This is a genomic window from Mucilaginibacter corticis, assembly GCF_007558865.1.
GTDB lineage: Bacteria > Bacteroidota > Bacteroidia > Sphingobacteriales > Sphingobacteriaceae > Mucilaginibacter > Mucilaginibacter corticis.
Genome location: NZ_VLPK01000003.1, coordinates 516567 through 542538, shown reverse-complemented (window position 1 = coordinate 542538; position 25972 = coordinate 516567). Strand labels below are relative to the sequence as shown.

Below are 25972 nucleotides of genomic sequence, written 5' to 3'. Positions count from 1 at the left end.
CGATTATTTAGCTGTCAGATCATTTTAGAAAAGCTATATTCGTCTTATAAATTATAACTTTTATAGTATAATTACAGTATAAACCTATTATGTTAACATTGTAGTAAGTATACTTACCACTAAATAAATATGTGTGTAAAAACATGCAGCATAGATTTTTGATGAAGAAAATTATTTACCTGTTGATATTTTTTGCTTTTGGTATACATACTGTAATAGCCCAACAGCTGCCGCAATACACGCAATATGTATTTAATAACTACCTGTTAAACCCGGCTGTAACGGGTATTGAGAATTACACGGATGCCAAATTAGGTTATCGTAACCAGTGGAGTGGCTTAAACGGTGCCCCGGTTACCAGTTTTTTAACTGTAAACGCGCCAATTGGCGATAATTTTATTAATGGTGATGCTACTGCCTTTCCGGGTGGGGGAGAAATTAACCCGTCAAGCAGATTATATACGCAAAACTACCAGGCCTCAGAACCGCATCATGGCATTGGCTTTATGGTAGTCACTGACAAGGCCGGTTCAATAACGCAAACTAACGTTGCTGCAACTTATGCCTACCATTTGGGTCTGGCCCCAAAGCTGAATTTAGCTGTTGGTGTTTCCGCGGGTTTTAACCGTACCAACTTAAACACTGCTGATGTTACTTTAGCCGATCCGTTTGACCCTGCTATAGCAAATGGTAACAACAGCCAATGGCACCCCGATCTGGGCTTAGGAGCCTGGTTATATTCGGGCGATTATTATTTCGGTGTTTCTGTTCAGCAGTTACTTACACAAAATCTATATTTTAGTACATCAACCCAGGCGGTAAACGCAAGTAAAACTGTGCCGCACTATTTCTTTACAGCAGGTACTAAATTATATGTGTCAGATGATATAACGCTGTTGCCATCTTTCCTGATAAAAGAGATCCAGCCTGTACCGCTAACCTATGATGTTAATTTAAAAATGTCTTTCCAGGATAAATTTTGGATAGGAGGTTCATACCGTCATGGCGACTCATTTGGCGCATTAGCCGGGTTTAACTTAAGCTCGTTTATTAACGTTGGTTATTCTTACGATATCACCACATCGGCCTTAAACAATGTAAGCTACGGCTCGCACGAAATTGTGATAGGCATATTATTGAATAACCGCTATAAGGTTACCTGCCCGCAGCACGGATTTTAGATCAGTTTGCAGTTTTTAGTTAGCAGTTGGCAAATCAAATACTGCAAACTGTTAACTAAAAACTGCAAACTATAGTTCCTTTCTCAACCTCGCTACCGGGATATTCATTTGCTCGCGGTATTTTGCTACGGTGCGCCGTGCAATGTTGTAGCCGGCGTCTTTTAGTATATCGGTTAGTTTTTCGTCGGCAAGCGGGTGACGTTTGTCTTCTTTGCCTATATGTTCTTCCAGGATCTTTTTAACTTCTTTGTTTGAAACTTCCTCGCCGCTTTCGGTCTGTATCGCTTCAGAAAAGAATGATTTTAACAGGAATGTACCATGCTCGGTTTGTACGTATTTTGAATTGGCAACCCGCGACACAGTAGAGATATCCATGCCTATCTTATCGGCAATATCTTTCAATATCATCGGTTTAAGGTTCTTGTCATCACCGGTCAGGAAAAAATCATACTGGTAATGCATAATTGCATTCATTGTTTTTAGCAATGTTTGCTGACGCTGTTTTATAGCATCAATGAACCATTTAGCCGAGTCGAGTTTCTGCTTTACAAATTGTACCGCTTCCTTTAGTTTTTTATCTTTTTGAGATGCCTTATCATAATGCTGAAACATCTCCTGATAAGAGCGGCTTACCCTAAGTTCGGGTGCGTTTTTTGAGTTAAGGGTGAGTATCAATACACCATCACTATTTTTGATGTGGAAATCGGGGATAACCTGCATCTGCTTGGTGTTAACCTCGTTCGAGTCGCCCGGTTTTGGATTAAGCTTTAATATCTCATTTACTACGCCGCGTAATTCAACCGAGGTCATGTTCAATGATTTTTCAAGCTTATCATAATGCTTGCGGGTAAATTCATCCAGATGATGCTCTACAACCAGTATGGCTTTTTTTATGATGGGGTCGTTTATGTCTTTTCTGCGTAACTGTATCAACAGGCATTCCTGCAAGCTGCGTGCACCAACGCCGGGAGGGTCAAAGCTTTGTATCAGCTTTAGCATATCTTCAACCTCTTCGTCTTCGGCCATCACGTTTTGCGAGAAGGCCAAATCGTCAGTAAGCGAAGTAACAGGCCTGCGCAGGTAACCGTCGTCATCAAGACTGCCTATGATCTGGTTAGCTATTTTAAAATCCTTATCAGACATCGGCAGCATATCCAATTGCGACTGCAATAACTCAAAAAATGAGCTTTGTACGGCAAAAGGTATTTCTTTACGCTCATCTTCGTCATCACCATTCTGGTCATAACGTGATCCGTATTCATTTACGTTATCTTCCTGCAGGTAATCGTCAATATTAAATTCGTCAGCTTCGCCCCTTTCCTCATCGCTGTTAAAGTTATCATCTTCGGGGTCGCGGTCAGGGTACTGGTCCTCGGGCTCATTTAAGTTAGTCAGGCTCAGATCTTCAAGAGCAGGGTTTTCTTCCAACTCCTCTTTTATCCGTGTATCTAACGACACGGTAGGCACCTGCAGCAGCTTAATAAACTGTATCTGCTGTGGCGATAGCTTTTGTAGTAATTTCTGTTGGAGGTTTTGTTTTAGCATAAATCAGATATGGCAAATCTACATGAATTACCTATAACTTTAAAAATTAGTTAAAAGGAAAGCGTTTTATGACTAAAGGCCGAAAAACAAACTTTGTTTGGTTAGGTCAGTATTTTTATGCTAACTTTAATTACAAACTTAATTAACTCACAAAAATTATGGCTATTGTAAAAGAATTTAAAGAGTTTGCCATGCGTGGCAACGTTGTTGATCTTGCTGTCGGTGTTATCATTGGCGCTGCTTTTGGTAAAATTGTGACCTCGCTGGTAAACGACATTATTATGCCGCCTATTGGTTACCTTACCGGTGGCATTGATTTTAAAAATTTGAAGTTAGTCTTAAAACCCGGCGACCCGACCAAGAAAATTGACCCGGTAGCTATCAGTTATGGTAACTTTATCAATACCGTTTTAGAGTTTTTGATCATAGCTTTCTGCATTTTTATGGTAGTTAAAGCAATCAACTCGCTTAAAAAACCTGAAGAGGCTGCACCTGCTGCCGAACCTGTTCCAACAAAAGAAGAAACATTGCTTACCGAGATCCGCGATTTGTTAGCTAAAAAATAAAGGCACAGTTTATTGTTTGGCGTTATCTAATAATCAAACATTAAATTATCAACATGGGGCTATTAACTTTTTTCAAATGTATGTTTTGAAAAACTAAATAATTACGCTACATTTGCGCTCTTGTTTTTAAAAAACAAATAGAATAAAAAAGTCATGAAAAGAACGTTCCAGCCTTCTCAAAGAAAAAGAAGAAATAAACACGGTTTCCGTGAGCGCATGTCTACTGCTAACGGTAGAAGAATTTTAGCAGCAAGAAGAGCTAAAGGCAGAAAAAAGCTAACTGTATCAAGCGAGAGTCGCCATAAAGCATAAATATCCGGTTACTTCCCTGTTACAAGGAGTTTTGAACCTGTTATAATAAATCACGGTTCATAATTAGTAACTATGTATACCTTTAAAAAAGAAGAACGGTTATGTAATAAGAAGCTTATTGAGAAGCTTTTTCATAACGGTTCTTCTTTTTTATGTTATCCCTTTAAAGCTTCCTGGCTTTTAATGCCCGGCGAACAGCAGGTTCCGGCGCAAATTGTGTTTTCGGTATCCAAAAAGCGTTTTAAACGTGCGGTTGACCGTAACGTAATAAAAAGGCGTATGCGCGAAGCCTACCGGCTAAACAAAAAACAATTATACGATCTTCTGTTTGCTACTGATAAAAGAATAGTATTTTCAATTGGTTACATCGGAAAGGAAATTGCACCTTACGAGCTGATCGAAAAAAAAATGCTGAAACTTTTAACCCAGCTTAACGCCGAACTTGCAAAATGAAAGCCGTAGCAGCTATATTTAAAGCCGTTATAGGTGGTTTTTTTGTATTGCTAATAAGAATATACCAGTATTTTATTTCGCCGCTTACAGGTGCTTCATGCCGTTATACGCCAACTTGTTCGCAGTATGGTGTCGAGGCTATTAAGAAACACGGTGCGTTTAAGGGCGGGTGGCTAACCATTAAACGTATTGCCAGCTGCCATCCATGGGGAGGCCACGGACATGACCCGGTACCTTAGTGAGTGAGTGAGTGAGTGAGTGAGTGAGTGAGTGAGTGAGTGAGTGAACTTGCTTTAATGACCAATGACTATTAACCAATGACTACAATACTTCAAATAGAAACCGCAACTACTGTTTGCTCTGTCGCTTTAGCCAGGGATGGCGAGGTTATTGGCGTTAAACAGCTTAATGAGCGTAATATCCATGCCGAGATAATTACATTATATATTGATGAATTAATTGCATCGTCAGGGTTAAAGTATGCTGATATAGGTGCGGTGGCAGTAAGCAGCGGGCCTGGATCATATACCGGGTTGCGTATTGGGGTATCAACAGCCAAAGGTTTATGCTTCGCTTTAGATAAACCTTTGATAGCTGTACACACGCTTGACGCGATGGCGCATGGAATTGCTGGTACTTTGGATATTGACGGCCAAACTTTGCTTTGCCCTATGATTGATGCCCGCAGGATGGAAGTGTATACAGCGCTATTTGATATAAATGGCAATGTTATAAAACCAACATCAGCAGAAATTATAGATGAGCATAGTTTTGCGACTGAATTAAAAAACAACAAAATTGCGTTTTTTGGTGACGGTGCAGATAAATGCCGTGATGTGTTAGGCAAAAACGCCAATGCGAAATTTATAACAGATTTTACAAATTCGGCAACTCATCTTACAAAAAGCGCCGCTGAAAAATTTATTAAACAGGATTTTGAAGATGTGGCTTATTTTGAGCCGTACTACCTGAAAGATTTTCTAGTTACGCAAAAAAAAGGTTAGTAGTTATGGTCCTTGTGGAATATACCATCCCACATTTTGCCTAAAAAGCCTTTTTCTCCCATAGGTATCGAGCTTGAATTTAAACGGTGCTCAATATCCGGCCCGAATTTAAACGATACACCAAGGAAAATATCCATACCACTATAGCCTGGCAGATCTATTTGTGTTTGCGGTTGGGCATTGTTTGTTTTACCACGTATGGCCCTGCGTGTCAACGAAGCCGTTTGATAGGCCCTTTCGCTGCCAATAAAAAACTCTGCGTTATTGGCTTTAAACATAAATTGTCCGCCAAAACCCAGTAATTTCAGGTCGTTGTATGTTGTGGTAAGTGATACGATATATTTACTATACTGTACCGGGGCAACTAATGCGGCGGTAAAGCCTGAATAGAATAGCTCTTTAGATGCTACCAGCGTAGGCGAAAACTTAAAGTTTTTATCAAAGTCATCACTTAACCAGTAGGTTTTGTTAACACTTACTTCTAACAAACCGTTGGTAGGTGTATTAAAGCCTTTCACTTTGGTACTGCCATCATTATTGGTAAGGCTGTCTAACCGGTTAAAGATATTAGTTTCGCGCTGACTGGAAGAGAAACCTGATACCACGCCACTACCATTAAAGGTGCTTACATTTGATTTTTTGTTCCAGTGTATAAATCCAAGATCCTTTAAATTAACCTGCCATTTAAACGCGTTATCATCAAGGTATGATGTACCAATGCTTATTGAGGCCCCCGGATTTAAAAAATCAGGTAAAAGTACAGCCTTGTTTGATGTTCCCTTAGGAATAATGCTGGTATAGCTTGTGCCCTGGGCAAAAATGGTTGCCTGGTCTGACTCCTTATCAAATGTAACACTTGAGTGATCAACCGTGGTTTGACGATAGGCGATACCTGACAAAGCGTTTAATTTAATACCAAAAGCAAATCGTTTGGTAACCTGCTCACGATAGGTAAAGCCAATTTGATTATATGCCTGGTAATAAAAATTGTCATTAAACAAATTAGTGTATGTGGTTTTAGGAAAATTGGTATAAGCGTTAAATAAAGAAATAGTCTCGTCTGTAAAAACTCCTTTTGCCTCGGCTTTGGTATTTAAAGAAAAGCCTAATTCCACATCGCCACTTTCGCTGGCGTATACCTTAAACATAATGCTGTAAGCATTGGCGTTTATATTAATATGATTGTAGCCGCCCTTGCCGGTTAAAAGGTTGGCCGTATTGTAGTATGCAGAAAACGCTCGGGTTTTTAAAGCTTCCTGTCCGTTGCCAACTACCAATAAATTGGCGGTAAAATTGGGAATGAAAAAGTTAAAGGCGAACTGGCGTGTTGTATCAGGGATAAACGCACGCTGCGACGGATTCTCAAACGACTCATATAACGAGCCCGTATTATACTGCGAAAACTGCTGCCCAAAAACTTTAACTGTTATTAAGAAGAAGCAAAAGATAAATAAACTTTTTTTCATTCAAAAAGGTAATCAGGAGCTAATCAATTTGTTCGTAAAGGTAAAATTCAAAAGCTACTATTTCTAAAATAAGTTGAATTAAGGGCTTTTTCAACTAAACGTTAACTATTAAGATTTGTTTTATGGCTGAATATCTGTTTGGTTAAGATTCATGCAAAAAGAAGTATAAAAATTTTTGTCCGAAGCAATCAATTGATACGAAGCCGCATAAAAATTTTTCCATCCTGTTTCACTTTTATCAAAATTATTGTAGAATTGATCATTCAGGTCCTGTTTTAAAACTGGGTCGGCATTTTTAAAATTGATAAACCAGGTCACATTACTTTTTTCTGCTACCAGGTCATTAAACTGGTTATACTGTTGTATTTTACTTTGAAATTTGCGGTTGAAATAGGAATCGTAATAACTTTTTAATTCTGATTCGCTGTTAGCTAATACCAGGTAATTGTCAACTATCATAAACCATGGTTTATGGAATACACTGAACGCATCGCCCAATAAAAAAAATGGTAATTTGTTATAGTTTACCTGGCCTATCTCATCGGTAGCCATATTACTGATGTTTTTCATGATAGGTTTAAACAATGAACCATTGTTTAGGCTAATGATGGCATATTTCTCCATGTAACGGGTTGTTACTACGGCAAATTCGTTGCTTAGCACCCGGTTAAATTCAGCTATTAAGTTGACGCCGGTTTCTTTTGTTACTTTACTAAATATTGAGTCTTTTTGATTTTGCAGCTTTGCTTTGGTGTACCAGTCGGACAGGTCTGATTTGAATTTTTTAGGATCAGACACCGCAAAGCTGATGCTGTAAGCGGTGGTAGATGGAAAAATATCTTTTAAGTGATTGGCTACGGGCTGCTGGTTGGCAAACAAGTTTAAATATGACGAAGGCTGATCTGGCTGGATATTTGAAAAACCGGTAAACATTAACGCGTCATTTTTGAAATTCAAATTCAATGCCGCAAGGGCTGGCAGCATCTTAAAGCTTTTAAAAATATCGGTATTCTTGTTTTTAAACAGTGCTTCAAATAAAGAGTTTAAGCGGCTGTAGTTTATATACAAATTAGCCAGCGAATTTGCATTTTGCTGATCAGGCAACATCAAAAAAAGCTTTTTAGCTTTTTGCGGAACGTATTGCGCGCTTTGCTCAACCAGTTCTTTTGAGAAACTTCCCGCGTAGATTCCGTCTTCCTGGCTAACCAGGTAAAATCTCTTTTTTAAGATTCCCGAATAAAGAATATATCCTTTTTTGCCGCTAAAGTTTACCGCGGTAACCAGCAGGCTTTTGTTTGATTGCCCTGGCAGCTTGTCAATATCAGTTACCTCAAAACCTTTGTCGGCAGCGATGGTGACAAGTAGTTCTATTGTATGATTTTTTAACGGATGTAACGAGACGAAAATATTTTGTCCGTCAAAGAACTTTTGAAGCGGGGCATTGGTCAGCAATTGGCTGCGCAATGTATCCAGGTCGTCAATTTGTTGCTTGCCAACAACTGCTGCAAATAGTTTGTTTCCAGCAAAAATATCGTAAAACCCATTATCGTTGTTAAACTCGAATACCAGAGCCGCGTTGTCTGGAATGGTACGCATTGTTTCGGCGGTATGGGGGCCTGTTGTTCTTAGTTTTTTAAAATAGACAGCTGTTATAGCAGCTGTGGCTATAAGCAAAATTATTGTAATAATAATAAATCGTCTCATGTAATAGTTTGCGATGCAAGTTAGATTTTTACAGCGAGGCATTCAAGTAATACTTTCAATTGGTTAACTTAGCCATTTATATTTTTCATGAACAGATCAATAATTATTACAGCGGCGCTATTAGGTATGGTGGCAGTTATAGCAGGGGCTTTTGGGGCGCACGGGCTAAAAGCGCTCATCGCGCCGGCGCAGCTTGAAGTATGGCATACCGCCGTTGAATATAACTTTTACCACGTTTTTGCATTACTGTTCCTGTCTGTTTTTGCAAAAGGTAAAAACGGTTGGGTAATAACAAGCTATTACATGTTTACCATTGGGATTGTATTTTTCTCAGGCTCGTTATATTTACTGGCCTGCCGTGACTTGTTGCACATCGAATCAAAAGTAATAGGCCCTATAACACCGTTGGGCGGCCTGTTTTTTATTATTGGTTGGTTCTCGCTTGCTGTGGCCGCTGCCAAGAGTAAATAAATTATGCTTGAATTTGCCGACGCTCAATACACAGATCGCAAAACGCTTTTCGTAGAAGTAATTTTACCGCTTGCCATAGCTAAAAATTACACTTACCGTGTGCCGTTCGAATTGAATAACATCATCGAAGTTGGCAAAAGGGTAGTGGTGCAGTTTGGCAAGAGTAAGCTCTATACCGCTATTGTTACGGCCATTACCGAACATCCGCCTGAAAAATACGAAGCTAAATATTTATTGGAGATACTGGACGACCGGCCTGTAGTAACCGACCGGCAACTGCAATTCTGGAAATGGCTGGGCGAATATTATATGTGCTATGATGGCGAGGTAATGAATGCGGCTTTGCCATCAGCCCTAAAATTGGCCAGCGAAACAAAGATCGCCCTCAATAAAGAATTTGAATATGACAGGGCGGCTTTGCATGATAAGGAATATCTGATTGTGGAGGCGCTTGATATTCAACCCGAATTAACCATAAGTGATATTTCAAAGCTGCTGAGCCAAAAAACAGTAATGCCCATTTTAAAAGAATTGTTTGAAAAGAATATCATCAACATATCTGAAGAGGTAAGCGACCGTTACAAGCCCCGCAAACGCACCTTTTTAACGCTTAATCCTGCCTACCAGGGACAGGACAATTTAAAAGAACTTTTTGGGATCTTAGAGAAACGCGCCCCAAAGCAGGCCGATGCCGTGTTAGCATACATTAAACTGGCGCGACACCAAAAAGCCATATCAAAAAGTGAACTGATTGAAGAGAGCGGCGCCGGTGCAGCAAGTATCAATTCGTTAATTGAGAAAGAAGTTTTTATTGCAGAAGAAAAGAATGTAAGCCGTCTTTATTTTGAGGAGGAAGATCTGGACGCTAATTTTGAGTTAAGCGATCAGCAACAAGCGGCATTAGTAAGCATTAAACAGCAGTTTGAACAAAAGGATGTGGTTTTGCTGCATGGCGTTACGTCATCAGGCAAAACCCAGATCTATATCAGGCTGATTGAGCAAATGATAGCACAAGGCAAGCAAGTACTTTACCTGTTGCCCGAGATAGCGCTTACCACCCACATTATTGAACGCCTGCGCCAGTATTTTGGCAGTAGTATAGGTGTTTACCATTCGCGTTTTAATGATAATGAGCGTGTCGAGGTTTGGCAAAAAGTGCTGAACAATGAATATAAGGTGGTGCTTGGCGCGCGTTCGTCTGTTTTTTTGCCGTTTGTAGACTTGGGTTTGATCATTGTCGATGAGGAACACGAAACATCCTACAAACAATTTGACCCCGCACCGCGCTATAATGCCCGTGATGCGGCTATATTCCTGGCAAATATGCACCAGGGTAAGGTGTTGCTGGGTTCAGCAACACCATCGTTCGAGAGTTATTTTAACGCCCGTACGCATAAGTATGGTTTAGCAGAATTGACCGAGCGCTACGGTGGCGTACATCTGCCGGTTATCGAGGTGGTGAGTATTGCCGAAGAAACTAAAAAGAAAACCATCCAGTCGCATTTTACAAGCGTGCTGATGACTGATATACAACAGGCACTTACCAATAAAGAACAGGTTATCCTGTTTCAAAATCGCAGGGGATACGCGCCGGTTTTGCTGTGCAGGATCTGTGCCTATACGCCAAAATGTATTAACTGCGATGTAAGCCTTACCTATCATAAACATAGCGGTAAACTGCATTGCCACTATTGCGGCTACAAAGAAGATACGCCATCTATTTGCCCGGCATGCGGGTCTACACATTTAGAGTACAGGGGTTTCGGTACCGAAAAGGTGGAAGATGAACTGACTTTGTTATTACCCGATGCAAGAATAACGCGCATGGACCTGGATACCACGCGGTCGCGTAACTCGTTGCAAAATATCCTGAATGATCTTGAAGAGAAAAAGATAGACATACTTGTAGGTACGCAGATGGTTGCCAAAGGGCTTGATTTTGCGGGTGTAACCGTAATAGGGATCATCAATGCCGACAGTTTGCTGAAGTACCCCGACTATCGCGCTAATGAGCGCAGTTATCAGTTGCTGGCCCAGGTAAGTGGCAGGGCAGGGCGCAGGGGTAAACAAGGCAAGGTGGTGATACAAACATATGACCCGGCACATAGGGTGATCAAGCAGGTGATAGAGAACGATTATAGCGATCTGTATTTTACCGAAATGGAGGAACGTCGCGGTTTTCATTACCCGCCTTTTTACCGAATCATCAACCTGGATGTTAAACATAAAAATTCGGATATATTATATAACCAAGCTACCTACCTGAGTAACGAATTGCGAAAGCATTTTGGCGAAGAGCGTGTGGTAGGCCCACAAGTGCCGCTGGTTAGCCGCATTCGTAACTATTACATCCAATCCATTATGCTCAAGTTTGAGAAGGACGGCGTATCTATCAATAAAGTAAAAACTACTATCAGAGATATTATCACCCAGTTTCAAACCACTAAACTAAGCAAGGGCAGCATAGTACAGCCTGATGTTGATCCGTATTGATCAGTTTATTTGATGGTTTTTAGTTCGATCTGCGGATATTTTAAATTAGCCGCTATGCCGCATTGGTATTGGCTTGACAGTAACTTGTACGTGATCTCAACATTGGTGTTGGTTTTTTTATATTTCTCGGGCAGGTTTGTAGGGCTGTAAAGTTTATCATCAATTTTCAGCATCCACCCACAGCCATCGGCAGCCGGCAGGCCTTGGTCAATAATAGTAGCACTGATTGTAGTATCCGGATTTTGCTTACACGACAAGATGATAATTATAACGGCAATTATCAACGATAAATTTAAGGTTAGCGACTTGCTCATAGGTTTAAAATAATTGTAAGTGATGGTTTATTTGATGAAACGGTCACTGGATAATTTTCGCTACACACAGGGCTAATTATTTTAAATAATTTTAATTGGTTCTTTGTCAGGCACACCCGTTATATTTTGTTTACGGGCAATATATAGCCCATAAATCAACCTGCTTTTTGTATAACTTTGTTTGTATAATGGCTTATAAGTATATTGATAATTACCGCGAACAGGGAGCAAGAAAAAAGCTGGTAGAAGAGTTAAAAAAGAAGGGTATTGAGGACGTACAGGTACTTAATGCCATTGGTAAAGTTACCCGTCACTTTTTTTTCGATGAAACTTTCTGGAACCAGGCTTATAAAGACATTGCCTTCCCGATAGGTGAGGGCCAGACTATTTCGCAGCCTTACACGGTTGCTTATCAAACAGAATTACTGCATATTAAAAAAGGCGACAAGGTATTAGAGATAGGTACCGGTTCGGGCTATCAAACCTGCATTTTATTAGAGGTTGGCGCCAAAGTTTACACTATCGAAAGGCAGGAAAAACTATACGAACGTACCCGTTCTTTATTGCCCCGTATGGGCTACAAAGCCAGATTCTTTTTAGGCGATGGGTCAAAAGGTATAGCAAATCACGCACCTTATGATAAAATTATTGTAACAGCCGGCGCGCCCACAGTGCCGGAAATATTACTCAATCAATTGAATATAGGCGGCATCCTGGTTATCCCTGTAGGAGATGAAAACGCGCAAAAAATGGTTACCATACTAAAAACCGGTGAGCACGACTACGAAAAACACGTGCTGGACACTTTCAGGTTTGTGCCTTTGGTGGGAGAACGAGCATGGTGAGTTGGGGTTATTTTACTTGCAACCCTATTGACCAGCAGTATTTCTTCAATCCTATCACTTTTGTTCCAATTAATATATTCAATTCAGAGTTTGACTTAATTACATTTAGCAATTCGTAAGTGACGGACATTAACAGTTCTGATCCAACAGACGCATTATCTTCTAATAAGGAAATTTTCTCAGCAATGTCAATGTGACCCGCTTCTTCCAATATGGTTATTATTGAATTAATTGTTTTTAGATAGTCCATTATCTCTTCATCGCTCTATCCATTTCAACCTTTGTGTCACGTTCTTTAAGGGTTTCGCGTTTATCAAAGGTCTTTTTACCTTGTGCAAGGCCTATCTCTAATTTAGCAAAGCCGCGCTCGCTGATGAACAGCGCAAGCGGAACTATGGTAAGCCCTTTTTCTTCGCCGCGGGTTTGCAGTTTTTTTAGCTCTTTTTTATTAAGGAGTAAAACACGGTCGCGTTTAGCTTCGTGGTTATAGAATGATCCGAACGTGTATTCGGCAATATGTAAGTTACGCACATAAAGCTGCCCGTCAATAAACGTGCAAAACGCGTCGTTTAAGTTAGCCTTTCCGCTGCGGATAGATTTGATCTCGGTACCTAACAGTTTTATCCCCGCAGTATACTTGTCAAGGATATGGTATTCAAAATAAGCCTTTTTATTCTTTATGTATATTTTATCGTCGCTCATCAGGTTGCAAACTTAAAGAATTTAGTGATTAGTTAATTAGTGATTAGAGATTAGTTGGAGAACTTGGTATAACTAATCTCTGATCAACCAATCTTTAACCTCTAAACTTGCGCCTTTACAACCAGCACTGGTATATTAACCATGTGCCGCACTTTGTTTACGGTTGTACCAAATATCAAATCCTTCAATGCCTTGTGCCCGTGCGATCCCATAACAATAAAGTCAATCTTCCGGTTATTCACAATCTCGGTAATGGAGGTGGCAGCCATACCGTAGCCAATTTTTGCTTCGGCCTTATATCCCAGTTTAACGAGTGCTTCAACATACCGGTTTAAATTGTCTACGTCGCTTTGGGTTTCGTGATCCATGGCCTGGTCGCCGTAGTAACGTGCGCCGGCGGTTTCAACAACGTGTATTAAAATATAATGCGCTTTTTTGCCGCCTTGCATAATAGCATGCCTGATGGAGTTGGTGTCATTTTTTGAGAAATCAATACTCACGCCAATGGTATGATATACTATAGCATCCAGGTTATCAATTTCTCCGGCGATACCGTGGGGAATATACGTTGGTACATCGGCATGTTTAAACAATAGCGGCCTTAAAAAAACATAGAGCAATAACAGCGCAATACCTATCACAACAGGTATTACCAATACGTACATCCAAAACGCGGTTGATGGCGAGGCCTTGGCCCAGGTATTTATTTGCTCGTAAACCAGTTTGGCATTAAGGCCCACAATTAAAATGGCGCTTGCCCAGGCTACAATTTTAACTTTTAAGCTGATGGCAAAATTCCCCATCTTTTTCCTGTCGGATGTAAAATGGATCAGCGGGATAACCGCGAAGCCCAACTGTAAACTCAAAACAACCTGGCTCAAGATGATCAGATTGCCTAAGCCATCCTCGCCGGAATAAATGATGGTAAACATAGCAGGTACAATAGCCAGGATCCTTGTCAGCAATCGGCGCAGCCATGGTTCAACACGCAGGTTGATATGGCCCTCCATGATGATCTGCCCGGCAAGAGTCCCGGTTATGGTAGAACTTTGGCCCGCGGCAATTAACGCAATGGCGAATAAAACAGGTGCCGTTTTGCCAAAAATATGTTCTAATAACTTGTAAGCATCCTGTATCTCTGCTATCTGGAAATAACCGTTCTTGAAAAATGCGCTGGCTGCCAGTATCAAGATAGCCGCGTTTACTAAAAACGCCAGGTTAAGCGCGATCACCGTATCAAATAGGTTAAACTTTATGGCTGTTTTTATACCCTGATCTGTACGGGTTATTTGCCTCGTCTGCACTAATGACGAATGCAGGTAAAGGTTATGCGGCATTACCGTTGCGCCGATGATACCAATAGCAACATATAACGCGCTGCCGGTTAAATTACCGGGTATAAATCCTAAAGCAACCTCTTTTACATCGGGAGTAACAATAAACATCTCTATTAAAAAAGATAGCCCTACAATAAATATCATGGATATGATGAAGGATTCAAGCTTACGCATCCCTTTATTCATTAGGAAGAGCATTAGCAAGGTATCTGTTATGGTAAGCGATACGCCCCATATCAGCGGCAAATGAAACAGCAGGTTTAGGCCAATAGCCATCCCGATAATCTCTGCCAGGTCGCAGGCTATGATGGCTATCTGCGCCAGTATGTATAGACAAAAGTTAACAAATCGCGGATAGGTGATCTTTGATGCCTGTGCCAGGTCAAGCCCGCGCACTATACCTAACCTTGCGCTTAATGATTGCAGTAAAAGCGCTATCAGGTTTGACGCGAATAATACCCAGATCAGCTTATACCCGAACGCGCTGCCACCTGCTATGTCGGTAGCCCAGTTGCCCGGATCCATATAACCGACGCTTACCAGGTAAGCAGGGCCGATAAAGGCCAGGATCTTTTTCCAGCCGGTTTTATTTTCGGTAGTTACAGACCCGTGTACATTCCCTAATGATTCATTGTATGGTTTACTCATATGGCTATCAATAAATTTTTAGCCACTTCGCGGCTGATGTGAGTAGTTATATTTTCAACCTGTAGTATCATAGAGTTGTCGTATTCAATTATGTCTGTAACTTTTATTTTTTTGCCTATAACCAATTGTTGTTTTTCAAGGTATTGCAGAAAGGTAGGCGAGTGGTCGCGCACGCCCGAGATCACACCGCTTTCATTAACATTAAGCGAGGCGATTGGTGTAAGCTCATGTTTTTTAAAATTGCCGTCGCGGTCGGGGATAGGGTCGCCGTGGGGGTCGTGCTTGGGGTAGTCCATAAATTTATCCAGCCGGTCAATCAGTTCAACAGACGAGATATGTTCCATTTCTTCAGCCATTTCATGTACCTCGTCCCATTTAAAATGAAGCTTTTCTACTAAAAAATATTCCCAAAGCCGGTGCTTGCGGATGATATGCAAAGCGATCTTTTCGCCTGTGTAAGTTAGCGTTACGCCTTGATACTTCTCGTAATTGATCAGCTCTTTATCGGCCAGTTTTTTAAGCATATCTGTAACCGACGCTGCTTTTGTGTTTAATGCTGCAGCAATTTGATTGGTGCTTACATTAACATCGTTTAACGATAGGTGATAAATTGCTTTTAAGTAATTCTCTTCGGCTAAAGTATTCATTTAAGCAAATCTAACAAAAAATTTAGACTTGTCTAAAAATAAATGTTTAAAAAATTATATTTTACATATCTTGATATTGACGAATTAAATTTTGTAATTTGTTCTGATTTATTGACTTTATCATGGCAGCAGAATTAGATAAGATTGACTTACAAATACTTAAAACATTACAGGAAAACGGGAGGATAACAAACCTTCAGCTTTCAACAGAAATTGGTCTGTCGCCGGCGCCTACCCTTGAGCGTGTACGTAAACTGGAAAATTCAGAATATATAAAGAGTTACCATGCCCTGGTTGACGAGGAAAAGCTGGGCCTGGGTATTAAAACATTTATCCAGATTTCACTTGACTTTCACCAGAAAAATACCATCCAGACTTTTATTAATGAGATATTAAACATTAAGGAGGTTACAGAATGCCACCACGTAACAGGGCAGTGCGATTTTTTGCTCAAGGTTTATGTGCGTGACATTAAATCATATGAGCAACTGATTATGGAAAAGATCAGCCGCATAAGCGTGGTTAAAACTTTTCAAACCATGATGATCATGTCAACCAGCAAAAAAGAACCGATAGTACCGTTGGAGTATTAGGCCTTGGCAAAGATTAGAGATTAGTTAATTAGAGATTAGGGGTGTGCTAATTACTAATCTCTAACCTCTAATTAACTAATCAACTAACATTAATGTATCTGCCAGTCAATCGGTTTTTCGCCGTGCTGCTGTAAATAGGCATTTGTTTTTGAGAAAGGTTTTGATCCAAAGAAATTACCTTTTATTACTGCCATCGGAGACGGGTGACTTGATTTGATCACCAGGTGTTTAGTGTCATCAATCAAAACTGATTTTGATTGTGCATAGGCGCCCCAAAGGATAAATACCACACCTTCCTTTTTATCAGAGATGGTTTTGATGACGGCATCTGTAAATTGTTCCCATCCTTTTTTCTGATGAGAACCGGCCATAGCCGCCTGTACTGTTAATGTGGCGTTTAATAATAATACGCCCTGCTCTGCCCATTCGGTCAGATCGCCGGTTTTGGGTATGGTAAAGCCGGGGATATCTGTTGCCAGCTCTTTGTAGATATTCTGTAGCGATGGCGGGGTTGCTATGCCTCTTTGTACGGAAAAAGATAAGCCATGTGCCTGGTTAGGCCCGTGATAGGGATCCTGGCCTAATATCACCACCTTAACTTCATCAAACGGAGTTTTAGCAAAGGCATTAAAAATATCGCCGCCTTTTGGATAGATGATTTTACCTGCCTGCTTTTCTTCCTTTAAAAACTGCCTCAGCTTTAGCATGTAATCTTTCTCAAATTCATCACCTAAAACTTCAAGCCATGAGGCTTCTAATTCAATTGCCATAAATATTTATGAAATGTTGGTTAAGAGTACAAATAAACGGATATTTGCACTCAAATTTAGAGGATAACAAATTATGTCAAATATAGTTCGGCTGATTATAGCCTGCGTTTTTTTTGGTGCCGCTGTAGCACTTTGCGTGTTTAGTTTTTGGGGATGGGGGATATTGGTGTTATTATTGGGCGGTGTGATATTGTTATCGTTCTTCTTTAATGAGAACATGATCATAGCACAGTATTTTCTACGTAAAGAAAAGTCTGACAAAGCCGAAGAGTGGTTACTGAAAATATCAGATTACGAAAAACAATTACATAAAAATCAGCATGGTTATTATAACCTGTTGTTAGGTTTGATAGAATCGCGCAAAGCGCCTTTAAAATCTGAGAAATTTTTTAAGAAAGCTTTACAGTTGGGCATGACCATGTCGCACAATACGGCACTGGCTAAATTAAGCCTGGCAGGTATATCAATGGCTAAACGCAACAAGCGCGAAGCACAGATGTATTTGCAGGAAGCATCAAAAGATGATAAGAATAAACTGCTTACAGAACAGATAAAAATGATGAAGCAGCAAATGGCCCAAATGGACAAACAAGTAGTAACAAGCCAAAGAGGAGGCTTTAGACAAAAGTTTTAATAAATAAAATAGGCTGTAAAACAGAGATTGTTTTACAGCCTATTTTTCTTCAAGCGAGCTAAAATAATCAGGCTCTGACGAGTGATTTTGATTGTAGCTGATGTTCCTGTCAGGCGTCGAATAAACGTCCTCCGTCGGGTTTGCAACCTCAACCATTTTTAAAAGGCTTCTTATAAATGATAAATTGAAGTTTGATCTGTTCAGTTTTATCAGGTATTCGTTGTCGGTTATTTCTAATATTGAGTTAGTCATAAGTCTTTGCATCAATGTGTGATTGTAAAAATACGTAACACATTAAATGCCAAAGTTTCCCACATTTTATTATTACATTAAAGAATTGTTAATAACACTGGTGGATAATTAATTTGATCGCAGATTAATCGGATTTTATGATCAATACGCTCAATCTGCGATTAATACAATAGTACTATTCAAACCAGGCCATCACTACTTCCTTCGCAGGCATAGTAATTTCAAGTTTTAGCTTTTTGCGCATACCGCCCAGATCATTAAACACTTTGTTTGGGTTTGCAGCCTTTAACTCTTCAACGGTATTAAAGCCCATTTTATTGAGTACCTGTACCCATTCTGCCGGTACACCAATTTTTACAAAATCATCGGCCGTGGCAACTTTTGCCTTTTTCTCAGGACGCATTTGCGGGAAGAATAATACTTCCTGTATAGTGCTTTGGTTAGTTAGCAGCATCACCAGGCGGTCAATGCCAATACCCAGGCCTGAAGTTGGCGGCATACCATATTCCAGGGCACGTAAAAAGTCGTCGTCCATTGCCATGGCCTCATCGTCACCGCGGCCTGCTAATATCAATTGCTCCTCTAAACGTTCGCGCTGGTCAATAGGGTCATTCAACTCTGAGTAGGCATTCGCTATTTCTTTACCGTTCACAAACAACTCAAAACGCTCAACCAAACCATCTTTGGTACGGTGTTTTTTAGCCAACGGGGTCATTTCTATAGGGTAGTCGGTAATGTAAGTAGGCTGTATCAGGTTAGCTTCAACTTTGGCGCTGAAGATCTCATCGATCAGTTTACCTTTACCCATACTGGCATCAACCTCTATCTTTAAATCGGCACATACTTCACGTAAGCCTGTTTCGTCCATGGCCGATACGTCAATACCAGTATATTTCTGGATAGACTCGTACATGGTTAAACGGGTGTAAGGGCCGGCGAAGTTTATCTCGTTAGCGCCAACCTGTACCGCGGCAATGCCGTGTACCGCGCGCGCTACCTGCTCTAAACATTCTTCAACCATGGCCATCATCCAGATATAATCTTTATAGGCCACGTATATTTCCATAGCGGTAAACTCAGGGTTATGCGTACGGTCCATGCCCTCGTTACGGAACATTTTACCAAACTCATAAACGCCGTCAAAACCGGCTACGATCAATCTTTTTAAATATAACTCGTTGGCTATGCGCAAAAACAGCGGCATGTCCAGAGTGTTATGGTGCGTAGCGAACGGCCGCGCTGCCGCGCCTCCATGTATAGCTTGCAGGATAGGGGTTTCAACCTCCATCCATCCCTGGGCGTTAAAGTAATTGCGCATAGCGCTTATCACTTTTGATCTTTTAATAAAGATCTGTTTGTATTCGGGGTTAACCGTTAAATCAACATAACGCTGGCGGTAACGCATTTCCGGGTCGGTAAAGGCGTCATAAATATTGCCCTCATCATCCCTGCGTACGACAGGCAGCGGCTTTAATGATTTTGACAGGATAGTCAACTCTTGTGTATGTACAGAGATCTCCCCGGTTTGGGTGATAAAAACGTAGCCTTTAACACCTACGTAGTCACCAATATCCAGTAGCTTTTTAAATACGGTATTGTAAAGGGTTTTATCTTCTCCCGGGCAAATATCGTCACGTTTAATATACACCTGCACACGGCCCGAGCTGTCCTGCAGTTCAAAAAAAGAGGCATTGCCCATTATGCGGCGCATCATGATACGGCCGGCAATAGCTACCTGTTTATAATTATCCGGATTAGTCTGAAAATTATCGGTGATATCCTGTGCAGAAGTGGTGATCTTATATTCTTCTGCAGGATACGGGTTAATGCCCAGGGCACGTAATTGTTGTAAAGATTCGCGGCGAATAATTTCCTGTTCGGATAATGCAATACTCATTTTTTGTGACGATATTTTATTGAGGTGCAAAAATAGGATTTTTTCCGGTTGTATGTTAGGATAAGCTTAACTTTGAATATGTACCAAACTGATACCGAAGTAGCCATACCCAGTTATGCCCTTGCGCCCGATGTAAATACCGGCAGCAGAATCTTTACTGTTAACAAGGCAAATTGTATTGTTAATTACCGGTTAGAGGATTTTTTGATCCCGCACCGTAAGGGTTATTATTTCTGTGCGTTTGTAAAGGATGGTTCGACGCGCCATTGGATAGACATGACGCCCTATAAGCTAAAGCCCAATACATTCTATTTTACGGTGCCACACCAGGTACATCTAAAAGAAGAAGCCAAACCATTAACCGGCATGACGCTTTGTTTTACTGATGATTTCTTAGCACTTGAAGAAAATAGCCTGCTGCGGCAGCTACCTATTATACAGAACCCGGATAACGGCCACGAACTTATCCTGAATGATGCTGATGTATTGTTTATTGAGGATATGCTGGAGAAAATATATGCCGAAAATAAAGCTCACGGCAATTGGCAGCAAAGCATGCTGATGGGCTATATGCGCATATTGTTTATTTACCTGAGCAGGTTATACACCGAACAGTTTAGCCAAAAGGATACCGCGCAGGATCGTGTTGTGCTGAAAAGATACCTTTCAAAAATTGAAGAGCATTACACGGATTACCATGAGGTATCTGCCTATGCGGATATGCTGAATATATCTGCCGGGTATTTAAGCGAATTAGTTAAAGAGCAAAGCGGCAAGCCTGCTATTGCTCATATTCACGACCGCTTGATGTTAGAGACCAAGCGCCTGCTTTTTCATACCGATCAATCCATCAAGGAGATCGCTTTTAGCCTGGGCTTTGAAGATGCATCCTACTTTAACCGTTTCTTTAAAAGGTTGAGTGACCAAACCCCGGCGGGTTACAGAAAGCAGATCCGCGAAATGTACCATTAATGCCTGCTTAAGTGCAGTTTTACTGAAAAACGCCGGCCTACCTTTGTTTTTGTTAAACAACTATTAATGACAGAACAAGAATCAGCAAACAAGGCAACCGTACTCCGCTTCAATAAAGAAGTTATGCAACAAGGCAATGTTGAAGCATTGCTTGAAATTATCCACCCCGATTTTATTAACTATACCGCTCCGCCTGGTACAGCGCCGGGTCCGCAAGGGATACTTGACTTTACCATCAATATCATGCACCAAGCACTAACCGAAAGGGAAGTGATTATATATGACCAAGTAGCCGAAGGCGAAAAGGTTGTTACGCGCAAAACTATCCGCGGACGACATATTGCGCCGCTGTTGGGCGTGCAACCCAGCGGCCAAGTTGTAGACATTAACATTATCGATATCATCACCTTAAAAAACAACAGGTACATGGAGCATTGGAGCATCCGCGATATTACGGATATGCTGCCAAAGCTGCTGACCATAAACACAACTAATATGAAAAAAGTACTCATTACAGGAGCCAACAAAAGCATTGGCTTTGAAACAGCCAGACAACTGCTGCAACAAGGATATTTTGTATACCTGGGTAGCCGCGACCTTCACAATGGACAGGAGGCCATAAACCAACTAAAAACCGAAGGGCTTAATAACGTCGAATTATTACAGCTTGATGTAAGCGATCCTGCATCTGTTAAAGCAGCCAGTAAAAAGATAACTGAACTTGATGTATTGATCAACAATGCCGGTATACTTGGCAATGTACCGCAACCACCTACGTCCGAGCCGTTATCATCTATCAGGAAGGTTTTTGATACCAATTTCTTTGGCGTTATAAATATGATTCAGAGCTTTATTGAGGTACTTAGAAAATCGCCTGAGCCAAGAATAGTGAATGTGACATCAGGCTTAGGCTCGCTAACCCTGCACAGCGATCCAAACTGGAAATACTATAACGTTAAAGGCGCTGCTTATGGGCCGTCAAAAACTGCTTTGAATGCTTATACCGTCCACTTGGCTTATGAATTAAAGGATACCGCATTTAAGGTAAATGCGGTTGATCCGGGCTGGACAAAAACAGATTTTAACCGACATAATGGGCCGGGGACGGTTGAAGATGCCGCGACAATTATTGTTAAGTATGCCACCCTCGGCGCCGATGGGCCTACCGGGAAGTTTTTTAGCCAAGATATTGAAGCCGCAGATCAGGAAAGCCCATGGTAGTATTTTGCAAATGGTTTCTGTTTGATACCTTTGCTATATGGACATTAAAGTAATAGCTTTTGACGCTGATGATACACTTTGGGTAAATGAACCTTATTTCAGGCAGTCGGAAGAAGCTTTTTGTACTTTATTGGAAGAATACCTGCCACGGCATGAACTTGAACGCGAGTTGCTGAAAGTTGAAATAGGCAATCTTGGATTATATGGTTACGGTATTAAGGGTTTTGTGCTATCCATGATAGAAACAGCCATGGCCGTAACCAATAACATGATCAGCGCTAAAACCATTGGCGACATCATTGAGCTGGGCAAGCAAATGCTTAACCAGCCGCTTGAACTGCTGGATGGGGTAGAAGAAGTGCTTCGGGCGCTGAAAGGACGATACCGGCTGGTGGTAGCCACCAAAGGCGACCTGCTTGACCAGGAGCGTAAACTTAAAAAATCAAACATCGCCAATTATTTTCACCATGTTGAGGTAATGTCCGAAAAGGATGATGCCAACTATTTAAAACTGATCAAACACTTGGACATCCGCCCCAGTGAGTTGCTGATGGTAGGTAACTCCCTTAAAAGCGATATCCTGCCGGTGCTAAATGTCGGCGGCTACGCCATCCATGTGCCTTACCATATCACCTGGGCCCACGAAGAAATTGAACACAGCATTGATAGCGGCATGTTTAAAAGTGTGGAGTGCATCAGGGATATTTTGGGATTTGTGTAGTTCGGTTTATGTCACAATTGTCCCACGGAAGTGTGTGACAGATGGGACAAGTGGGACAGCGTTTTTAGTTAAGTGGCTGATGGTTAATTTCTTGTTTAAAAATGGTGGGACAAAATGGGACAAAAATCACTGGCAATATTGCGCCACAATTTATTAATTTTAATTGATCGTCTAAATAGGCAACTGTTTGGGAATGACAATTTGATGATAAAAACCATAATTCTTTTTAGTATATTAAAAGATATCCTAAAAAACCATGTCTATTTATCATAAATTTTACGAAACCGATTTTAAGTGTGGCTTTCAAACCCATAATGCTATACTTGACATTACCCCTTATCAACCAGAAGTTATGTTTTTAGGAACAAACAATCCTAATACAAAGGAAAACTTTGCAGATTTTTTTTACGGCAGGAATTATTTATGGCCAGGATTAAAAAATTTATTTATTCATAACGAAGTTTTGATAGATAACCCAAGAATGCAATTAAGAGGTAAGCCAGCTGAAGTTTTGAATCCTGAATTAAATGAAATATTTACGTTATGTAATAAATTAAGGTTGACATTTGCAGATTTGATTCTATGTTTATTCCATAATAATAGTGAATATGAAATTTTGGGTGATGACACTATTTTGTACCAGAATAATGAGTTTAATTTAATCCAAGATGGAAAAAAAGGTAAAATTGGTGGTCTGTCTGATCTTCATAATTTGAACCAAGTTGAATGGAATACAGACAACATAATTAAGTATTTGCAGAAAAATGATGCTATTAAAACTATTTATTTAACAAGAAAACCGGACGGTATATGGGCGAAACATTGGGATAAAATAAAAATAGAAACCCAAATAAGTGGGCGCGAATTTATTTCAATATATACACCGTCAGCCCAAGGCGGGGCTCTGCATAAACAAACAAATATTTATAAAAAAGGCAAAATGATTCCTTTGATAAATCATTGGATCAAAGGTCCAAGCGGAAGGTTTGACAGCAATTGGTTGAAGAATAATGGTGTAGATATAAATAATTTTTAATTGTTAATCTTTATAACGTATGTCATTTTTTAATTCAGTTAAAAGAAATTTAATGCAATCGAAATGTTCTAAATAATTTTTTTCGTAATCAGTTAATTCTTGATTTATATATTTATTCTTTAAATAATCAATTTCTGATATCGAATTGTTTAATGATTCTTTAATTTTCGTAATCGCATTAGTAAATTCATTATTTGGCTTTATTTTCATTTTGATAGCTTTCAATATTTTACTAATTATTCCTTAATCCGCTTCCACATCTCCTTTATACAGATCCTCTATCGCGTAAGCATATTTCTTTTCAATGATTTTGCGTTTGGGTTTCATGGTAGGAGTGATCTCGCCGTCTTCCATGCTAAAAGGTTTGCGTTTTACTTTGAAGTTTTTTATCCGCTCAAATTTGGCCAGTTCGTTAGATAGTTTGCGGATATCACTGTTAAGCCAGTCTTTTATCTCCTTATCCTCAATAAACGGATCTGCATTTTCAAAGAAATCCTCTTTTAAACCAAATTGTTCCTGCAAGGCTTCTTTTGCGGGGATAATGATGGCGGTGATATATTCGCGTTTATCGCCTAACAAAAACACGCCTTCAATTTTAGGGCTTTTCAGGTAAGTGTTTTCTACAGGTGTAGGGTATATATTTTTACCGTAGGCGTTAACCAGCATATTTTTCAGACGGTCGGTAATTTGCAGATTGCCTTTGTAGTAACGGCCAATGTCGCCGGTGTGCAGCCAGCCGTCTTTATCAATTGTAGCCGCCGTTTCTTCGGGTTTGTTTAAATAGCCCTTCATCACACAATGCCCCCGTACAATGATCTCGCCTTCTTCCGACTCAAAGCTTTCTTTAAATGAGTCGTGCGTTTGCACGGTATAGATCTGTTTGGTATCTACATTTTGTATGGCCACCTCAATGCCCGGGACAATGCGGCCAACGGTGCCATACACTTGGCGGTGCACTTCGGTTACCGCCATTACCGGCGATGTTTCTGTAAGGCCAAAGCCTTCTAATACCTTAATGCCTAGGTCGCCAAAAAACTCGCCGATGTTTTTAGGCAGCGCGCCGCCGCCCGATAGCATGATCTTTAAGTTACCACCCGTGCGCTCTTTTATTTTGCTGAAAACCAGTTTTTCTGCCAGGGCGTGTTGCGCATTTAGTATCGGGCCAGATGTTTTGCCATCTTCGTTAGCTATGCGGTGTTTCTTGCCAACCTCTAATGCCCACAAAAAGATCTTTGATTTTAAACCGCCAGCGCTGGTGCCGTTTTTCATAGCGCGGTCATGTATACGCTCTAACAAACGCGGTACACAGTTCATCACATTGGGCTTAATCTCGCCCATGTTTTTTGCCAAAAGCTCCAGGCTTTGCGCAAAGGCTATTTTAGCGCCCGAGTATAAACAGACGTGGTAAGTAGCCGTACGCTCAAACACGTGCGATAATGGGAGGAAAGATAAAAATACATCCGTGCTTTCAATAATAGGGATCTGGATCAAAGATACTCGTACGTTCTCAACCAGGTTATGGTGCGTAAGCATAACCCCTTTAGGTGTGCCGGTTGTCCCGGAAGTATAGATCAGGCAGGAAAGATCAGTAGGTAATATAGCTTCGCGCGCGCTGTTAATTGCTGACTGATGCTGATTTACCAGCGTAAGTCCTGTTGTAATTAAGTCTTTAAAGCCAATCACGCCGGCGTTTAATTTTTGTTTCTCCAGGTGCTTTTCGTAATCATCAAATGCGGGGATGATCCGCTCTAACGCGGCGCAATTATTGGCAACTTTAAGAACTTTCCTGAACAGAAACGGGTTGCCGCAAATGATTGTCCGCGCGCCCGAGTCATTTAAAATATATTCTATTTCGGTTTCAGTAAGGGTAGGGTATATGGATGTATTTACCGCGCCTATCTGCTGCAAGGCCTGGTCATAATAGATATAGTCAGGGCCATTCTCAATGATCAGTGCCAGCCGGTCGCCTTTTTTTATGCCGATGTTAATAAACCAGGCAGATATAGCGTCTATCCTGTTCAATGCTTCGCGATAGGTGATATCAACCCATGCGTCACCAACTTTATGACTTAAAAAGTTATGGGTATCCGGGTGGATATTTTTTACCAAATAACGGATCAGGCTGGGTACGGTAGTACGCTCGTTAACTAAAGTCATTGTTTAAATTGGTTGATTGCTTTAGCAAAAC

28 protein-coding genes are annotated in these 25972 nt (G+C 40.6%); 15 read left to right on the top strand and 13 right to left on the bottom strand.

The features are described from left to right. The first annotated feature begins 161 nt into the window (after positions 1-161). Entirely contained in the window at positions 162-1181 is a 1020-nt protein-coding gene (locus tag FO440_RS17835; RefSeq protein WP_144249641.1) for a PorP/SprF family type IX secretion system membrane protein, read from the top strand. 69 nt (positions 1182-1250) lie between these two features. On the opposite strand, the gene rpoN is transcribed toward FO440_RS17835, so the two are convergent. Further along, positions 1251-2726 (bottom strand): RNA polymerase factor sigma-54, encoded by a 1476-nt coding sequence (gene rpoN, locus FO440_RS17830; protein ID WP_144249640.1) that lies wholly within the window; start codon positions 2724-2726, stop codon positions 1251-1253. Between the two features lie 158 nt (positions 2727-2884). On the opposite strand from rpoN, the gene mscL reads away from it, so the two are divergent. The 5 genes from mscL (at position 2885) to tsaB (ending at position 5061) form a co-directional block, all read left to right on the top strand. Next, positions 2885-3292, top strand: a complete 408-nt coding sequence (gene mscL, locus FO440_RS17825) for a large-conductance mechanosensitive channel protein MscL (RefSeq protein ID WP_144249639.1) — start codon at positions 2885-2887, stop codon at positions 3290-3292. Between the two features lie 153 nt (positions 3293-3445). Then, a complete protein-coding gene (gene rpmH, locus FO440_RS17820) occupies positions 3446-3604 on the top strand; it encodes a 50S ribosomal protein L34 (protein WP_144249638.1) in 159 nt (52 codons plus the stop codon). Positions 3605-3676: 72 nt separating this feature from the next. Continuing rightward, entirely contained in the window at positions 3677-4057 is a 381-nt protein-coding gene (rnpA, locus tag FO440_RS17815; protein ID WP_144249637.1) for a ribonuclease P protein component, read from the top strand. Beyond that, complete coding sequence (gene yidD / locus FO440_RS17810; protein WP_144249636.1) at positions 4054-4296, top strand: membrane protein insertion efficiency factor YidD; 243 nt, start codon at positions 4054-4056, stop codon at positions 4294-4296. Before rnpA ends, yidD begins: the two co-directional genes overlap by 4 nt. 78 nt (positions 4297-4374) lie before the next feature. Then, positions 4375-5061: a tRNA (adenosine(37)-N6)-threonylcarbamoyltransferase complex dimerization subunit type 1 TsaB gene (gene tsaB / locus FO440_RS17805; RefSeq protein ID WP_144249635.1), complete on the top strand. Its 687-nt coding sequence runs from the start codon at positions 4375-4377 to the stop codon at positions 5059-5061. On the opposite strand, the gene FO440_RS17800 is transcribed toward tsaB, so the two are convergent. Further along, on the bottom strand, positions 5058-6527 hold the full coding sequence (locus FO440_RS17800) for a DUF5723 family protein (protein ID WP_144249634.1): 1470 nt from the start codon (positions 6525-6527) through the stop codon (positions 5058-5060). The two genes, tsaB and FO440_RS17800, sit on opposite strands and share 4 nt — an antisense overlap. Before the next feature lie 120 nt (positions 6528-6647). Continuing rightward, positions 6648-8123 carry a hypothetical protein gene (locus FO440_RS17795; protein ID WP_144249633.1) on the bottom strand — a complete coding sequence of 492 codons (1476 nt, stop codon included), beginning with the start codon at positions 8121-8123 and terminating at the stop codon, positions 6648-6650. A 195-nt stretch (positions 8124-8318) separates the two neighbouring features. Here FO440_RS17795 and FO440_RS17790 point away from each other — a divergent pair, with 195 nt between their 5' ends. Together FO440_RS17790 and priA are read left to right on the top strand one after the other, a co-directional pair. Next, complete coding sequence (locus FO440_RS17790) at positions 8319-8702, top strand: DUF423 domain-containing protein (protein WP_144249632.1); 384 nt, start codon at positions 8319-8321, stop codon at positions 8700-8702. A gap of 3 nt (positions 8703-8705) precedes the next feature. Further along, entirely contained in the window at positions 8706-11195 is a 2490-nt protein-coding gene (gene priA / locus FO440_RS17785) for a replication restart helicase PriA (protein WP_144249631.1), read from the top strand. A 5-nt stretch (positions 11196-11200) separates the two neighbouring features. On the opposite strand, the gene FO440_RS17780 is transcribed toward priA, so the two are convergent. Further along, entirely contained in the window at positions 11201-11509 is a 309-nt protein-coding gene (locus FO440_RS17780) for a hypothetical protein (protein ID WP_144249630.1), read from the bottom strand. Between the two features lie 188 nt (positions 11510-11697). Between FO440_RS17780 and FO440_RS17775 the strand changes: the two genes are divergently transcribed. After that, the gene (locus FO440_RS17775) at positions 11698-12354 is read left to right on the top strand and encodes a protein-L-isoaspartate(D-aspartate) O-methyltransferase (protein WP_144249629.1); all 657 of its coding nucleotides are present in this window, start codon (positions 11698-11700) and stop codon (positions 12352-12354) included. A 7-nt stretch (positions 12355-12361) separates the two neighbouring features. Here the strand turns inward: FO440_RS17775 and FO440_RS17770 are convergent, their stop codons facing one another. The 4 genes from FO440_RS17770 to FO440_RS17755 form a co-directional block, all read right to left on the bottom strand. Beyond that, positions 12362-12604, bottom strand: coding sequence for a hypothetical protein (locus FO440_RS17770; RefSeq protein WP_144249628.1), 243 nt, complete (start codon positions 12602-12604; stop codon positions 12362-12364). Beyond that, positions 12604-13056: an SsrA-binding protein SmpB gene (smpB, locus tag FO440_RS17765; protein ID WP_144249627.1), complete on the bottom strand. Its 453-nt coding sequence runs from the start codon at positions 13054-13056 to the stop codon at positions 12604-12606. The genes FO440_RS17770 and smpB overlap by 1 nt, the downstream gene beginning before the upstream one ends. Positions 13057-13157: 101 nt before the next feature. Then, positions 13158-15041, bottom strand: a complete 1884-nt coding sequence (locus FO440_RS17760; RefSeq protein WP_144249626.1) for an Nramp family divalent metal transporter — start codon at positions 15039-15041, stop codon at positions 13158-13160. Further along, positions 15038-15688 (bottom strand): metal-dependent transcriptional regulator, encoded by a 651-nt coding sequence (locus FO440_RS17755; protein ID WP_144249625.1) that lies wholly within the window; start codon positions 15686-15688, stop codon positions 15038-15040. Before FO440_RS17755 ends, FO440_RS17760 begins: the two co-directional genes overlap by 4 nt. 122 nt (positions 15689-15810) lie before the next feature. Here FO440_RS17755 and FO440_RS17750 point away from each other — a divergent pair, with 122 nt between their 5' ends. Then, positions 15811-16281, top strand: a complete 471-nt coding sequence (locus FO440_RS17750) for an Lrp/AsnC family transcriptional regulator (protein WP_144249624.1) — start codon at positions 15811-15813, stop codon at positions 16279-16281. An 89-nt stretch (positions 16282-16370) separates the two neighbouring features. Here FO440_RS17750 and ung read toward each other — a convergent pair whose 3' ends face one another. Beyond that, positions 16371-17051: a uracil-DNA glycosylase gene (gene ung / locus FO440_RS17745; protein ID WP_144249623.1), complete on the bottom strand. Its 681-nt coding sequence runs from the start codon at positions 17049-17051 to the stop codon at positions 16371-16373. Positions 17052-17124: 73 nt separating this feature from the next. Here ung and FO440_RS17740 point away from each other — a divergent pair, with 73 nt between their 5' ends. After that, positions 17125-17685: a DUF2892 domain-containing protein gene (locus tag FO440_RS17740; protein ID WP_144249622.1), complete on the top strand. Its 561-nt coding sequence runs from the start codon at positions 17125-17127 to the stop codon at positions 17683-17685. Between the two features lie 39 nt (positions 17686-17724). On the opposite strand, the gene FO440_RS17735 is transcribed toward FO440_RS17740, so the two are convergent. Continuing rightward, on the bottom strand, positions 17725-17937 hold the full coding sequence (locus FO440_RS17735) for a hypothetical protein (RefSeq protein WP_144249621.1): 213 nt from the start codon (positions 17935-17937) through the stop codon (positions 17725-17727). Between the two features lie 175 nt (positions 17938-18112). Further along, complete coding sequence (gene lysS / locus FO440_RS17730; protein WP_144249620.1) at positions 18113-19834, bottom strand: lysine--tRNA ligase; 1722 nt, start codon at positions 19832-19834, stop codon at positions 18113-18115. Positions 19835-19912: 78 nt separating this feature from the next. Between lysS and FO440_RS17725 the strand changes: the two genes are divergently transcribed. From FO440_RS17725 to FO440_RS17710, 4 genes are all read left to right on the top strand, one after another. Further along, positions 19913-20806 (top strand): helix-turn-helix domain-containing protein, encoded by an 894-nt coding sequence (locus tag FO440_RS17725; RefSeq protein WP_144249619.1) that lies wholly within the window; start codon positions 19913-19915, stop codon positions 20804-20806. Positions 20807-20872: 66 nt separating this feature from the next. Next, a complete protein-coding gene (locus FO440_RS17720; RefSeq protein ID WP_144249618.1) occupies positions 20873-22027 on the top strand; it encodes an SDR family NAD(P)-dependent oxidoreductase in 1155 nt (384 codons plus the stop codon). A 37-nt stretch (positions 22028-22064) separates the two neighbouring features. Next, entirely contained in the window at positions 22065-22748 is a 684-nt protein-coding gene (locus FO440_RS17715) for an HAD family hydrolase (protein ID WP_144249617.1), read from the top strand. Positions 22749-23004: 256 nt separating this feature from the next. Further along, positions 23005-23784 (top strand): hypothetical protein, encoded by a 780-nt coding sequence (locus FO440_RS17710; RefSeq protein WP_144249616.1) that lies wholly within the window; start codon positions 23005-23007, stop codon positions 23782-23784. Positions 23785-23787: 3 nt separating this feature from the next. On the opposite strand, the gene FO440_RS17705 is transcribed toward FO440_RS17710, so the two are convergent. Together FO440_RS17705 and FO440_RS17700 are read right to left on the bottom strand one after the other, a co-directional pair. Beyond that, on the bottom strand, positions 23788-23994 hold the full coding sequence (locus tag FO440_RS17705; protein WP_144249615.1) for a hypothetical protein: 207 nt from the start codon (positions 23992-23994) through the stop codon (positions 23788-23790). A 33-nt stretch (positions 23995-24027) separates the two neighbouring features. Beyond that, a complete protein-coding gene (locus tag FO440_RS17700) occupies positions 24028-25941 on the bottom strand; it encodes an AMP-dependent synthetase/ligase (RefSeq protein WP_144249614.1) in 1914 nt (637 codons plus the stop codon). Between the last annotated feature and the right edge of the window lie 31 nt (positions 25942-25972).

What these genes read in the sequence shown, in the direction of transcription:
- FO440_RS17705 (WP_144249615.1), bottom strand. Translation starts at nt 23,994, where the DNA reads ATGAAAATAAAGCCAAATAATGAATTTACTAATGCGATTACGAAAATT.
- FO440_RS17750 (WP_144249624.1), top strand. Translation starts at nt 15,811, where the DNA reads ATGGCAGCAGAATTAGATAAGATTGACTTACAAATACTTAAAACATTA.
- tsaB (WP_144249635.1), top strand. Translation starts at nt 4,375, where the DNA reads ATGACTACAATACTTCAAATAGAAACCGCAACTACTGTTTGCTCTGTC.
- FO440_RS17770 (WP_144249628.1), bottom strand. Translation starts at nt 12,604, where the DNA reads ATGGACTATCTAAAAACAATTAATTCAATAATAACCATATTGGAAGAA.
- rnpA (WP_144249637.1), top strand. Translation starts at nt 3,677, where the DNA reads ATGTATACCTTTAAAAAAGAAGAACGGTTATGTAATAAGAAGCTTATT.
- priA (WP_144249631.1), top strand. Translation starts at nt 8,706, where the DNA reads ATGCTTGAATTTGCCGACGCTCAATACACAGATCGCAAAACGCTTTTC.
- FO440_RS17725 (WP_144249619.1), top strand. Translation starts at nt 19,913, where the DNA reads ATGTACCAAACTGATACCGAAGTAGCCATACCCAGTTATGCCCTTGCG.
- FO440_RS17735 (WP_144249621.1), bottom strand. Translation starts at nt 17,937, where the DNA reads ATGACTAACTCAATATTAGAAATAACCGACAACGAATACCTGATAAAA.
- FO440_RS17795 (WP_144249633.1), bottom strand. Translation starts at nt 8,123, where the DNA reads ATGCGTACCATTCCAGACAACGCGGCTCTGGTATTCGAGTTTAACAAC.
- FO440_RS17755 (WP_144249625.1), bottom strand. Translation starts at nt 15,688, where the DNA reads ATGAATACTTTAGCCGAAGAGAATTACTTAAAAGCAATTTATCACCTA.
- FO440_RS17720 (WP_144249618.1), top strand. Translation starts at nt 20,873, where the DNA reads ATGACAGAACAAGAATCAGCAAACAAGGCAACCGTACTCCGCTTCAAT.
- FO440_RS17835 (WP_144249641.1), top strand. Translation starts at nt 162, where the DNA reads ATGAAGAAAATTATTTACCTGTTGATATTTTTTGCTTTTGGTATACAT.
- FO440_RS17700 (WP_144249614.1), bottom strand. Translation starts at nt 25,941, where the DNA reads ATGACTTTAGTTAACGAGCGTACTACCGTACCCAGCCTGATCCGTTAT.
- yidD (WP_144249636.1), top strand. Translation starts at nt 4,054, where the DNA reads ATGAAAGCCGTAGCAGCTATATTTAAAGCCGTTATAGGTGGTTTTTTT.
- rpoN (WP_144249640.1), bottom strand. Translation starts at nt 2,726, where the DNA reads ATGCTAAAACAAAACCTCCAACAGAAATTACTACAAAAGCTATCGCCA.
- FO440_RS17740 (WP_144249622.1), top strand. Translation starts at nt 17,125, where the DNA reads ATGTCAAATATAGTTCGGCTGATTATAGCCTGCGTTTTTTTTGGTGCC.
- mscL (WP_144249639.1), top strand. Translation starts at nt 2,885, where the DNA reads ATGGCTATTGTAAAAGAATTTAAAGAGTTTGCCATGCGTGGCAACGTT.
- FO440_RS17775 (WP_144249629.1), top strand. Translation starts at nt 11,698, where the DNA reads ATGGCTTATAAGTATATTGATAATTACCGCGAACAGGGAGCAAGAAAA.
- lysS (WP_144249620.1), bottom strand. Translation starts at nt 19,834, where the DNA reads ATGAGTATTGCATTATCCGAACAGGAAATTATTCGCCGCGAATCTTTA.
- FO440_RS17800 (WP_144249634.1), bottom strand. Translation starts at nt 6,527, where the DNA reads ATGAAAAAAAGTTTATTTATCTTTTGCTTCTTCTTAATAACAGTTAAA.
- FO440_RS17790 (WP_144249632.1), top strand. Translation starts at nt 8,319, where the DNA reads ATGAACAGATCAATAATTATTACAGCGGCGCTATTAGGTATGGTGGCA.
- ung (WP_144249623.1), bottom strand. Translation starts at nt 17,051, where the DNA reads ATGGCAATTGAATTAGAAGCCTCATGGCTTGAAGTTTTAGGTGATGAA.
- FO440_RS17760 (WP_144249626.1), bottom strand. Translation starts at nt 15,041, where the DNA reads ATGAGTAAACCATACAATGAATCATTAGGGAATGTACACGGGTCTGTA.
- FO440_RS17715 (WP_144249617.1), top strand. Translation starts at nt 22,065, where the DNA reads ATGGACATTAAAGTAATAGCTTTTGACGCTGATGATACACTTTGGGTA.
- rpmH (WP_144249638.1), top strand. Translation starts at nt 3,446, where the DNA reads ATGAAAAGAACGTTCCAGCCTTCTCAAAGAAAAAGAAGAAATAAACAC.
- FO440_RS17780 (WP_144249630.1), bottom strand. Translation starts at nt 11,509, where the DNA reads ATGAGCAAGTCGCTAACCTTAAATTTATCGTTGATAATTGCCGTTATA.
- smpB (WP_144249627.1), bottom strand. Translation starts at nt 13,056, where the DNA reads ATGAGCGACGATAAAATATACATAAAGAATAAAAAGGCTTATTTTGAA.
- FO440_RS17710 (WP_144249616.1), top strand. Translation starts at nt 23,005, where the DNA reads ATGTCTATTTATCATAAATTTTACGAAACCGATTTTAAGTGTGGCTTT.